The following is an 11,285-nucleotide window of genomic DNA, read 5'->3' as shown; positions in this document are numbered from 1 at the left end:
CCCGGGCGGCCCCGAGGACCTTGCCGATGTCGAGGTAGCTGGTGGCCGGGGTGTCACCGCCCAGAGCGAACGCCTCATCCGCGGCGCGGACATGCAGAGCGTCCCGGTCCGGGTCGGCGTATACGGCCACGCTCGCGATCCCGGCGTCCCGGCAGGCCCGGGCCACGCGGACAGCGATTTCGCCACGGTTGGCGATGAGCACCTTGCGCACGATTGAGGCTCCCTCCTTGAAACAAGCCGAGTTTAGGGACTGCCGACACGGCACTTCGACCCGTCCCCAATGGTGAGCTTGCCCACACGGAGCGTGATTCGAGGCTCGCTCGACCCGCGAAAGCCCATGTCGCACCGAGGTACGCAAGGCCCCACCGGAAAACCCTAGTCCTGCCATGTGGTCAAGGTCTCTGTGAGAGCGTGCCGCGCCCCACTCGGTTTCTTTGTTGAGTCCCTACGAATGGCCCAACGATTCTTTGCTCCCGACCGGACCCTTGTCCCGGGGTTTACCCGTTAGTAGCGTTCGCGATGTCTTGAACGTACTTCAGGTAACGGCAGCTCTGGTCGGGCTGCGGTCGAAAGTGGGTGGGACCGGTGGTGCGCAGACCGGTGGCGTGGGTGGTGGCGGTCGTACTCCTCGCCGAGGCACTCGGCATCGCGGCGCTGAACTGGTTCCTCGGAGTGGTGGTGGACCGTCAGGACATGTCCCTGGCCGGTCTCGACCCGGACAAGATGGCACTGTCCTCGAAGATCGGCGGAGTGCTCTTCGGCCTCTACTTCGCGCTGTGCGCCCTGGTCGCGCTGCTGGTCGCCGTCCGCGACCGCGCCCCGGCCGCCTTCGGCCGCGTCCTGCTGATCAGCGTGGCGGTGGTGCACGGGCTGCTGGGCGCGTTCGCCTGGGGGCTGGTGGGCTGGACCGCGTTCCTGTCCATGGTGGTGGTGCTCGCGCTGATCGTGCTGCTCCTGATGACGTACGACCGTCAGGAGGGCCCGGCCAAGGCGGCGGCCGGGGGCACGCCCGGCGACGGCGGCGGCTCCGGCGGCGACCCCGCCCCGGCTCCGGCCCCGGACCCGGCTCCCGAGCCGCAGGACGACGTGCCCCCCGCCCCGGTCACTCCGCCGGCGCCCACAACTCCGTGATGCCGACGCCCAGTTCCTTCAACAGCCGCCGCACCAGGGGCAGGCTGATCCCGATCACGTTGCCGTGGTCACCGTCGATGCCCTCGATGAAGGGCGCCGAACGGCCGTCCAGGGTGAAGGCCCCGGCGACGTAGAGAGGCTCGCCGGAGGCGACGTACGCGGCGATCTCCTCGTCGGTCGGCTCGCCGAAGCGGACCACGGTGGAGGCGGTGGCGGAGACGTACCGCTTGGCCGCCGTGTCCCACACGCAGTGCCCCGTCTGGAGGGTCCCGGCCCGTCCGCGCATCGCCTTCCAGCGAGCGGTGGCCTCCTCGGCGTCCGCGGGTTTGCCCAGCGCCTGTCCGTCCAGCTCCAGCACCGAGTCACAGCCGATCACGAGGGCGCCCTGCACCTCCGGCCGGGCGGCGACCACGGAGGCCTTCGCCTCGGCCAGGGCCAGCGCCAGCTCTGCGGGGGTGGGCGCGGTGACGGCGTCCTCGTCGACCCCGCTCACGATCACCTCTGGCTCCAGCCCGGCCTGCCGGAGCAGACCGAGCCGGGCGGGGGACTGGGAGGCGAGCACGAGTCGCCTGCGCGGCTTGGCAGTCATGCGGTCAGGTTATAGGCCCTGTCCGGTGGATCATGCCGCAGACGCGGGGCCTGGCACGCCCATCTGCGGCGATGAGGCACCGCCCATTTCCCGCGGCCTGATCCGCCGGACAGGACCTGGCCAGGCGGCCGTGCCGTTCTCACCTCAGACCGATCACGACCATCGCCAGCACCATGGCCAGCGCCATGAGGAGACCGAGCCGCCGCAGCATGTCCTGCATGTCGCGCAGTTCTTTCGGCGGCTCGTTCTCCGGGTCGGACCACAGCATCTCCCCATGGTCCGGCGCGGCGCCCGCGCGGCGCCTGAGTACGCGTACTCAACTTGGCCGCGAGGATTCCGCTTGTCCGGTTCACCCCGGCCAGTAGGTGCGCGTCCACGCCGCCGGGCCCGGCTTCGGGAGCCGGTGGGCGGCGATGCGGGCCGGGTCGGCCCAGGAGTCCCGGGGTCCCTCCGCGCCGGACGGCGTGCCGGCCGCCGCCGCGGCGCGGACCCGGACCACCGCCAGGGCGGCGGCCAGCTCCTCAGGGGTCGGATTGCCCCGTACGACCTTGATCGTCATATCAGCTCCCAAGGGTTCCCGAGGCCTACAGCGGAATGTTCCCGTGCTTCTTCGGAGGAAGGGATTCCCGCTTCGTACGCAGCTGACGCAGACCTCGCACCACGTGCCCGCGCGTGTCGGACGGCATGATCACCGCGTCGACGTAGCCGCGCTCGGCCGCGACGTAGGGGTTGAGCAGGGCGTCCTCGTACTCCTGGATGAGCCGCACCCGGGTGGCGTCCGCGTCTCCGGCGGCCTCCGCCTCGGCGATGGTGCGGCGGTGCAGGATGTTGACCGCGCCCTGCGCGCCCATCACGGCGATCTGGGCGGTGGGCCAGGCCAGGTTGAGGTCCGCGCCCAGATGCTTGGACCCCATGACGTCGTACGCCCCGCCGAACGCCTTCCGGGTGATCACCGTGATCAGCGGGACGGTGGCCTCGGCGTAGGCGAAGATCAGCTTGGCGCCGCGCCGGATGATGCCGTCGTGCTCCTGGTCGACGCCCGGCAGGAAGCCCGGCACGTCGACGAAGGTGATGACCGGCACGTTGAAGGCGTCGCAGGTCCGCACGAACCGCGCGGCCTTCTCGCTCGCGGTGATGTCGAGGCAGCCCGCGAACTGGAGCGGCTGGTTGGCGACGATGCCCACCGGGTGCCCCTCGACCCGCCCGAAGCCGGTGAGGATGTTCGGCGCGAACAGCGGCTGCGTCTCGAAGAACTCGGCGTCGTCGAGGATGTGCTCGATCACCGCGTGCATGTCGTACGGCTGGTTGGCGCTGTCCGGCACCAGCGTGTCCAGCTCGCGGTCCTCGTCGGTGACGGTGAGGTCCGCCTCCTCCGGGAACACCGGGGCCTCGCTGAGGTTGTTGGACGGCAGGTACGACAGCAGCTGCTTGACGTACTCGATGGCGTCCTTCTCGTCGCCCGCCATGTGGTGGGCCACCCCGGAGGTGGTGTTGTGGGTCCGGGCGCCGCCCAGCTCCTCGAAGCCGACGTCCTCGCCGGTGACGGTCTTGATGACGTCCGGGCCGGTGATGAACATGTGCGAGGTCTGGTCGACCATGACCGTGAAGTCGGTGATGGCGGGCGAATAGACGGCGCCGCCCGCGCAGGGGCCCACGACGAGCGAGATCTGCGGGATGACACCGCTGGCGTGGGTGTTGCGCCGGAAGATCTCCCCGTACGCGCCCAGCGAGGCCACACCCTCCTGGATCCGCGCCCCGCCGGAGTCGTTGATCCCGATGACCGGGCACCCGGTCTTCAGGGCGAAGTCCATGACCTTGACGATCTTCTGCCCGTAGACCTCGCCCAGCGCTCCGCCGAAGACGGTGAAGTCCTGCGAGAACACGGCGACGGGGCGCCCGTCGACGGTCCCGTAGCCCGTCACGACGCCGTCCCCGTAGGGCCGGTTCTTCTCCAGTCCGAAGTTGGTGGACCGGTGCCGGGCGAACTCGTCCAGTTCGACGAAGGAACCCTCGTCGAGCAGTAGTTCGATCCGCTCACGGGCCGTCAGCTTGCCCTTGGCGTGCTGCTTTTCGACGGCGCGTGCGGAGCCGGCATGCGTCGCTTCCTCGATACGGCGCTGGAGATCCGCGAGTTTGCCCGCGGTCGTGTGGATGTCGATCCCTTGGATCTCTTGACGCTCTTCCGGCTCGGACATCGGGATGCGGCTCCCTGCCTGCTCAAAAGGGGGGACGGTTACTCATCCGTAGCGTAGTGGGGTGCCTGTCCCTCGGCAGTGCGGCGTTTGCCACACCGGCCCTGTCTTCCCAGGAACGCCGACGACATCTAGGAAACCGGCGGCGAGGCTGCACGGCTGTGCGTACGATCATGGTGTCGCGGCGGGACACGTCGGAGGGGTGACACCACGAGAGTGGTCGAGCGCCCGTGAACCTCAGTCCTTCGGGCTGGAATCCACCCCGTGCGGGATGGAGGATGTCAAACCTAGGGTGGCTTGCATGGATACGCCACCAGGTGCAGAAGAAAACCCGTCCGACGGGCCCCGCGAGCCGAGGTCGAGTCAGTGGTCCGATCTCGGCCGCCCGCCCCTCAACGTCCCGGCGCTGCGGCGCGGGCTCCTGCGGGAGGGCGGTCTGTGGTCCGAGGTGGACGTGGTGCGGAGCACCGGATCCACCAACAGCGACCTGGTGGCCCGGACCGAGGCGGGCAAGGCCACCGAAGGCGCCGTACTCGTCGCGGAGGAGCAGACCTCCGGCAAGGGCCGGCTCGACCGCCAGTGGACGGCCCCCGCCCGCTCCGGCCTGTTCTTCTCCGTCCTGCTGCGCCCCGCCGAGGTGCCCGTGGCCCGCTGGGGCTGGCTGCCCCTGCTGACCGGGGTCGCGGTGGCGACGGGGCTGTCGCGGGTGGCGGGCGTGGACACGGCACTCAAATGGCCCAACGACCTGCTGGTGACCGTGGACGGCGAGGAACGCAAGGCCGGCGGCATCCTCGCGGAGCGGGCCGGGGACGACGGGGTCGTCATCGGCGTCGGCATCAACGTCTCGCTGCGCGCCGAGGAACTGCCGGTCCCCCAGGCCGGTTCGCTGGCGCTGGCCGGGGCGGTGAGCACGGACCGGGATCCGCTGCTGCGGGCGGTGCTGCGCTCGCTGGCCGACTGGTACGAGCGCTGGCGGTCGGCCGGGGGCGACCCGGCGGCCAGCGGCCTCCAGGAGACCTACGCGGCCGGCTGCGCCACCCTCGGCCGGTTCGTACGGGCCGAGCTGCCGGGCGACCGGTCGGTCGTCGGCGAGGCGGTGGCGATCGACGGCGACGGGCGACTGGTACTGGCGACGGAGGAGGGAGTACGGGAGCCGGTGGGGGCGGGGGACATCGTGCACTTGCGGCCGGCGTGACGTGTCCGGGCCGGTCATTCCTCGATGCCGGTCCGCATCACTCAGCCCGTCCGGCGTTTGAGGACGAGGCCGTTCAGGCCGACAGCGGGGGTCTGGGGGCGGCAGCCCCCGGCGGCGCCCACTCCAACGCCCCCCATCCGCCAAACCCAACGGAGTGAGCTGGCGCACACCTACCGTAGAGTGAAGGCCGGTCGATACCTGACCGTGGCAGATCGGAAGGGCAGCAGGCGTGACCGTCGACGACACGGGCTCCGGCGCGGACTCGGACGGCCGGGTGGATCCCCACGCCGCCGACTCCGGCGAGGACAACCCGCTCGCCCTGCGCCTGGAACACCTCATCCTGGGCGCCGAGCGGCGCTACACCCCGTTTCAGGCGGCCCGCAGCGCCGGCGTCTCCATGGAGCTGGCCTCCCGCTTCTGGCGGGCCATGGGCTTCGCCGACATCGGCCAGGCCAAGGCGCTGACGGAGGCCGACGTCCTGGCGCTGCGGCGGCTGGCCGGTCTCGTCGAGGCGGGGCTGCTGAGCGAGGCGATGGCCGTGCAGGTGGCCCGCTCCACCGGGCAGACCACCGCCCGGTTGGCGGAGTGGCAGATCGATTCCTTCCTGGAGGGGCTGACCGAGCCGCCGGAGCCGGGCATGACCCGCACCGAGGTGACGTACCCGATCGTCGAGCTGCTCCTGCCCGAGCTGGAGGAGTTCCTCGTCTACGTCTGGCGCCGCCAGCTCGCCGCCTCGGCGGGCCGGGTCGTGCAGGCCGCGGACGACGAGGAGATGGTCGACCGCAGGCTCGCCGTCGGCTTCGCCGACCTGGTCGGGTTCACGCGCCTGACCCGCCGTATGGAGGAGGAGGAGCTCGGCGAACTGGTCGAGGCGTTCGAGACGACCGCCGCCGACCTGGTGGCCGCGCGCGGCGGCCGGCTCATCAAGACCCTGGGCGACGAGGTTCTGTACGCCGCCGACGACGCGGGCACGGCCGCCGACATCGCGCTGCGGCTGGTCGAGACGATGGCGAACGACGAGACGATGCCCGAGCTGCGGGTCGGGATGGCGTTCGGCACGGTGACCACCCGGATGGGGGATGTCTTCGGTACGACGGTGAACCTCGCCTCCCGGCTGACCTCGATAGCCCCGCGCGACTCCGTGCTCGTCGACAGCGCCTTCGCCGAGGAGATCATCCGCACCGGCGAGGCACCCGCGTCGGAGGCGGAGGCGGCCGAGGCCGCGGCCGCCGCCGAGAAGGAGGGCGAGGAGCCACCGACGTACCGCTTCGCGCTCCAGCCGATGTGGCAGCGCCCGGTCCGCGGCCTCGGTGTCGTCGAGCCGTGGCTGCTCGCACGGCGGGACAGCGACGCCTAGCCCGGTCCCCCGGCCCAGGTCCTCAGCCCGGGGCCCTAGCCCAGGACCCGGTTCACGCACAGCCCGATGACCGGTACGCACACGCCTCCCGGCTGACTCGGCGTCGGCGTGCCGGTGCTTCGGCTCGGGGCCGGCGCGGGGGTGTGGGGCGGGGCCGAGCCGGGGTTCGTCGCCGACGGCCTCGGCGTGGCCCACGGGGCCGGGTCGTCCGGCCCCGTGGGGATGGTCGTCGGGACGGCGGCCGGGGCGTGCGCCGGAAGCGTCGTCGGGACGGCGGTGGCGGAACCCGGGAGCGCCGTGGGCGACGGCGTGCCGGACGGTGTGGGGCGCCCGCTCACCCCGCCCATGGCGGAGGTCGCCGAGGGCGGGGCCGTCGGTGCGGCGCTGACGGAGACGGCCGTGTTCGCGGACCGGTCCGTGGTGCCGCCGGCATCGAGCCGGGGTTCGGCCTCCGCGGCGCCGGGGGCGCCGACCCCGGAGTCGGGTGCCATCCGTACGAGGCTCAGGGCACCGGCGGCCAGGGCCAGGCCACCGGCGGCGAGCATGACCTTGCGGGGGCGGGGCTTGCGGTGCCGGCCACGCCGGAGGAACGGTGCGGTGTGCGGAACCGAGCTCGTACTCGTGTGCGTTTTCGTGTCTGTCATGGTGTTCCCTCCCCGCCGCGCGCCCCCCGATGCGCCGCGCAGCGCACGCTATGCGCTCCCGTGGGCGGCGGGGCCGGGTCGGGCGGGATGTCACTCGAACGGGGCAGCGGGGCCGCTCTTCCCCGGCCGGGTTCCGACTGCGATGATCGGGGCGTCAGGGAGTTAACCCGCGTTAACCGGAGGGGTGTCATGAGCGAGGAGCGGTTCGGGGAGTTCGTACTGGTGCGGCGGCACGGGCACGTCGCGGAGCTCGTGCTGGACCGGCCCAAGGCCATGAACGCCGTCTCGACCGACATGGCCCGGTCCGTCGCGGGCGCCTGTGCCGCGCTCGCCGCCGACCGGGACGCGCGCGTGGTCGTGCTGACGTCGTCGCACGAGCGGGCGTTCTGCGTCGGGGCCGATCTGAAGGAGCGCAACTCCTTCAGCGACGCCGACCTGCTGCGGCAGCGGCCGGTGACCCGGGGCGCCTACACCGGCGTGCTGGAGCTGCCGATGCCGACCGTCGCCGCCCTGCACGGGTTCGCGCTCGGCGGCGGCTTCGAACTGGCGCTCGCCTGCGATCTGATCGTGGCCGACCGCACGGCCGTGGTCGGGCTGCCCGAGGTGTCCGTGGGCGTGCTCCCGGGCGGCGGCGGTACGCAGCTGCTGCCCCGGCGGGTCGGGGCGGCGCGGGCGGCGGAGCTGATCTTCACCGCGCGGCGGCTGGAGGCGGCCGAGGCCCACGAACTGGGGCTGGTGGACCAGCTGGTGGAGGAGGGCCGGGACCGGGACGAGGCCCTGGCGCTGGCCTCCCGGATCGCCGGGAACTCGCCGGTCGGGCTGCGGGCGGCGAAGCGGGCGCTGCGGCTGGGGCAGGGGCTGGATCTGCGGGCCGGGCTGGAGGTGGAGGACGCGGCCTGGCGGACGGTGGCGTTCTCGGGGGACCGGGCGGAAGGGGTGGCGGCGTTCAACGAGAAGCGCAAGCCGCAGTGGCCGGGGGAGTGACGGGGGCGCGGAGCCCGAAGTCCCCTCGGCGCTCCGTTCGGCACCGCGACGACCCCGTTCGCGGGAAGTTCCCGTGAAACGTCCCTAACCTGGAGTGATGGGTGAGGACCAGCGTCTCGCCGCCGTGGTCGCACTGGCGCAGGGCATGGCGGCGGCGCACACGCCCCGCGAGTCCTGGCGGGCCGCGGTGCTCGGCGCGTGCCGGGCGCTGGACGGGAGCTTCGCCGCGCTGTCCGTGTGGGAGCGGGACCGCGGGCGGCTGCGGGTCCTGGTGAACGCGGGGGAGCGGGCCCCGGACGAGGAGGAGTTCCCGGAGCACGAGACCTATCCGGTGAACCAGTTCGCGGAGATCACCGAGTTCCTGCACGAGCGGTGGGCGGGCGGTCAGGGGCCCAGCGCGTGGGTCGAGACCTCCGAGGGGCCCGCCGCCGGACGCCCCGGCTACTTCCACCAGCGGGTCGCCGCCCTGCGCCGCCGCGGGCGCGGGTGCTGTGTGGTGGCGCCGGTGGTGCTGCACGGCAGGGCCTGGGGCGAGCTGTACGTCGCCCGCTCGGCGGGTGCGCCCGTCTTCGACCGGGGGGACGCCGACTTCGCCACCGTGCTGGCGGCGGTCGTCGCGGCCGGGCTCGCGCAGACCGAACGGCTCCAGGAGGCCCGCCGGCTGGCGTTCACCGATCCGCTGACCGGGCTGGCCAACCGCCGTGCCGTCGACGTACGCCTGGAGGAGGCCGTCGAACGGCACCGGCGGGAGGGCGTGGTGGTCAGCCTGGCGGTGTGCGACCTCAACGGGCTCAAGAAGGTCAACGACACCCAGGGGCACGCCGTGGGCGACCGGCTCCTCGAACGCTTCGGTTCCGTGCTGTCGCTGTGCGGCGCGATGCTGCCGGGGACCCTCGCGGCGCGTCTGGGCGGGGACGAGTTCTGTCTGCTGGCGGTGGGGCCGTCGGCCGACGACGTGGTCAAAGCGGCGGACGAACTCTGCCGCCGGGCAGCGGAATTGGAGCTGGGCGAGGGCGTGGCGTGCGGGGTCGCGTCCACGGCCGATCCCATCGGCGAGGTGCGTTCCGCCCGCCGGCTGTTCCGGCTGGCCGACGCGGCCCAGTACCGTGCGAAGGCGCTCCGCGCGGACCGTCCGGTGGTGGCCGGCCGGCAGGGTCCCGACGACCCGGTGGTCCGCCTGGCGGACGAGCCGTCGCCCGAGCGGGCGGAGCGGCGGCGGTTCCGGGGTCGTCGGCCGTGAGCGGCGCCTTGTCTGGCGTGTGGGCTGTTCCGGCTTGGTGATGTGGCGCAGTACCGTGCGAGGCGCTCCGCGCGGACCGTCCGGTGGTGGCCGGCCGGCAGGGTCCCGACGACCCGGTGATCCGCCTGGCGGACGAGCCGTCGCCCGAGCGGGCGGAGCGGCGGCGGTTCCGGGGTCGTCGGCCATGAGCGGCGCCTTGTCTGGCGCGTGGGCTGTTCCGGCTTGGTGATGTGGCGCAGTACCGTGCGAAGGCGCTCCGCCGTCCCCTCCGGAGCGGGCGGAGCGGCGGCGGTTCCGGGGGCGTCGGTCGTGAGCGGGGTGGTAAGGGGCGGAGCCGGTCGCCACTAGTGACATCCTCGCATTCAATGCGTACGCTCCTGAATATGGATATGCACACTGTGGTGGTGGGGACGACGGGTGTCACCGCGTCCGACGTTCTCGCCGTGGCGCGCGGCGGCGCTCGCATCGAGCTGTCGGGGGAGGCGGTGGCGGCCCTCGCGGCGGCCCGGGAGATCGTGGACGCCCTGGCGGCCAAGCCGGAGCCGGTCTACGGCGTGAGCACCGGCTTCGGTGCCCTGGCGACCCGGCACATCAGCCAGGACCTGCGCACCCAGCTACAGCGCAACATCGTCCGCTCGCACGCCGCCGGCATGGGCCCGAGGGTGGAGCGGGAGGTCGTACGGGCCCTGATGTTCCTGCGGCTCAAGACCGTCTGCTCGGGCCACACCGGCGTCCGGCCCGAGGTCGCCCAGACCATGGCCGACGTCCTGAACGCCGGCATCACCCCGGTCGTGCACGAGTACGGCTCCCTCGGCTGCTCCGGCGACCTCGCCCCGCTGTCCCACTGCGCCCTGACCCTGATGGGCGAGGGCGACGCCGAGGGCCCCGACGGGACCGTCCGCCCCGCCGGTGAGCTGCTCGCCGAGCACGGGATCCAGCCCGTCGAACTGCGCGAGAAGGAAGGCCTCGCCCTCCTCAACGGCACCGACGGCATGCTCGGCATGCTGGTCATGGCCCTCGCCGACCTCGACCTGCTCTACAAAGCCGCGGACATCACCGCCGCCCTCAGCCTCGAGGGGCTGCTCGGCACCGACAAGGTGCTCGCGCCCGAACTGCACGCCATCCGCCCGCACCCGGGACAGGGCGCCTCCGCCGCCAACATGCTGGCCGTGCTCAAGGGCTCCCAGCTCACCGGCCACCACCAGGACGACGCGCCCCGCGTCCAGGACGCCTACTCCGTACGCTGCGCCCCGCAGGTCGCCGGCGCCGGACGCGACACCCTCGCGCACGCCCGCCTGGTCGCCGAGCGCGAACTCGCCTCCGCCGTGGACAACCCGGTCGTGCTGCCCGACGGCCGCGTCGAGTCCAACGGCAACTTCCACGGCGCCCCGGTCGCCTACGTCCTGGACTTCCTCGCCATCGCCGCCGCCGACCTCGGCTCCATCGCCGAGCGCCGCACCGACCGGCTGCTCGACAAGAACCGCAGCCACGGCCTCCCGCCGTTCCTCGCGGACGACCCCGGCGTGGACTCCGGGCTGATGATCGCCCAGTACACACAGGCCGCCCTGGTCAGCGAGTTGAAGCGGCTCGCCGTGCCGGCCTCCGCCGACTCCATCCCGTCCTCCGCCATGCAGGAGGACCATGTGTCGATGGGCTGGTCGGCCGCGCGCAAGCTGCGCACCGCCATCGACAACCTGACCCGGATCATCGCCGTCGAGCTGTACGCCGCCACGCGTGCCATAGAACTGCGCGAGGGACTCACCCCGGCGCTCGCCTCCCAGGCGGTCATCGACGCCGTACGGGCCGCGGGCGTTCAGGGCCCCGGCCCGGACCGGTTCCTCGCGCCCGACCTGGCCGCCGCCGACGCGTTCGTGCGCGGCGGGGAGCTCGTCGCCGCCGTCGAGACGGTCACCGGTCCGCTGCTGTAAGCCAGGAAGAAGGGGCCCTGTCCTC

Annotated in this window: 12 protein-coding genes and 1 pseudogene; 7 read left to right on the top strand and 6 right to left on the bottom strand. The window is 72.7% G+C overall.

From position 1 onward, the window contains the following. Nucleotides 1-211: biotin carboxylase N-terminal domain-containing protein (locus tag ABZ915_RS38345; RefSeq protein WP_361813072.1), on the bottom strand; the 211-nt coding region annotated here is incomplete at its 3' end. A gap of 374 nt (nt 212-585) precedes the next feature. On the opposite strand from ABZ915_RS38345, the gene ABZ915_RS38340 reads away from it, so the two are divergent. Beyond that, the gene (locus ABZ915_RS38340; protein WP_361813070.1) at nt 586-1,131 is read left to right on the top strand and encodes a hypothetical protein; all 546 of its coding nucleotides are present in this window, start codon (nt 586-588) and stop codon (nt 1,129-1,131) included. Here ABZ915_RS38340 and ABZ915_RS38335 read toward each other — a convergent pair. From ABZ915_RS38335 to ABZ915_RS38320, 4 genes are all read right to left on the bottom strand, one after another. Then, nucleotides 1,103-1,720, bottom strand: a complete 618-nt coding sequence (locus ABZ915_RS38335) for a nucleoside triphosphate pyrophosphatase (protein WP_361813068.1) — start codon at nt 1,718-1,720, stop codon at nt 1,103-1,105. The genes ABZ915_RS38340 and ABZ915_RS38335 overlap by 29 nt on opposite strands. A gap of 139 nt (nt 1,721-1,859) precedes the next feature. Continuing rightward, entirely contained in the window at nt 1,860-1,988 is a 129-nt protein-coding gene (locus ABZ915_RS38330) for a hypothetical protein (RefSeq protein WP_361813067.1), read from the bottom strand. Nucleotides 1,989-2,069: 81 nt separating this feature from the next. After that, on the bottom strand, nt 2,070-2,279 hold the full coding sequence (locus tag ABZ915_RS38325) for an acyl-CoA carboxylase epsilon subunit (protein WP_361813065.1): 210 nt from the start codon (nt 2,277-2,279) through the stop codon (nt 2,070-2,072). Nucleotides 2,280-2,304: 25 nt separating this feature from the next. Further along, the gene (locus tag ABZ915_RS38320) at nt 2,305-3,915 is read right to left on the bottom strand and encodes an acyl-CoA carboxylase subunit beta (RefSeq protein WP_361813063.1); all 1,611 of its coding nucleotides are present in this window, start codon (nt 3,913-3,915) and stop codon (nt 2,305-2,307) included. A 298-nt stretch (nt 3,916-4,213) separates the two neighbouring features. Here ABZ915_RS38320 and ABZ915_RS38315 point away from each other — a divergent pair, with 298 nt between their 5' ends. Both ABZ915_RS38315 and ABZ915_RS38310 read left to right on the top strand, forming a co-directional pair. After that, nucleotides 4,214-5,107 (top strand): biotin--[acetyl-CoA-carboxylase] ligase, encoded by an 894-nt coding sequence (locus ABZ915_RS38315; RefSeq protein WP_361813061.1) that lies wholly within the window; start codon nt 4,214-4,216, stop codon nt 5,105-5,107. A 229-nt stretch (nt 5,108-5,336) separates the two neighbouring features. After that, nucleotides 5,337-6,464, top strand: coding sequence for an adenylate/guanylate cyclase domain-containing protein (locus ABZ915_RS38310; protein WP_361813059.1), 1,128 nt, complete (start codon nt 5,337-5,339; stop codon nt 6,462-6,464). Between the two features lie 35 nt (nt 6,465-6,499). Here ABZ915_RS38310 and ABZ915_RS38305 read toward each other — a convergent pair whose 3' ends face one another. Next, a complete protein-coding gene (locus ABZ915_RS38305; RefSeq protein WP_361813057.1) occupies nt 6,500-7,108 on the bottom strand; it encodes a hypothetical protein in 609 nt (202 codons plus the stop codon). A gap of 189 nt (nt 7,109-7,297) precedes the next feature. On the opposite strand from ABZ915_RS38305, the gene ABZ915_RS38300 reads away from it, so the two are divergent. The 4 genes and pseudogenes from ABZ915_RS38300 (at nt 7,298) to hutH (ending at nt 11,260) form a co-directional block, all read left to right on the top strand. Then, entirely contained in the window at nt 7,298-8,092 is a 795-nt protein-coding gene (locus ABZ915_RS38300; RefSeq protein ID WP_361813055.1) for an enoyl-CoA hydratase-related protein, read from the top strand. 97 nt (nt 8,093-8,189) lie between these two features. Beyond that, entirely contained in the window at nt 8,190-9,332 is a 1,143-nt protein-coding gene (locus tag ABZ915_RS38295; protein ID WP_361813053.1) for a GGDEF domain-containing protein, read from the top strand. A 27-nt stretch (nt 9,333-9,359) separates the two neighbouring features. Then, nucleotides 9,360-9,520 (top strand): annotated as a pseudogene (locus ABZ915_RS38290) (diguanylate cyclase); the annotation flags it as partial. A 201-nt stretch (nt 9,521-9,721) separates the two neighbouring features. Next, nucleotides 9,722-11,260: a histidine ammonia-lyase gene (gene hutH / locus ABZ915_RS38285; RefSeq protein ID WP_361813091.1), complete on the top strand. Its 1,539-nt coding sequence runs from the start codon at nt 9,722-9,724 to the stop codon at nt 11,258-11,260. The last annotated feature ends 25 nt before the right edge of the window (nt 11,261-11,285 follow it).

It is taken from the genome of Streptomyces sp. NPDC046915, assembly GCF_040644935.1.
Classification (GTDB): Bacteria; Actinomycetota; Actinomycetes; order Streptomycetales; family Streptomycetaceae; genus Streptomyces.
This window is presented reverse-complemented; position numbering and strand designations above follow the sequence as displayed.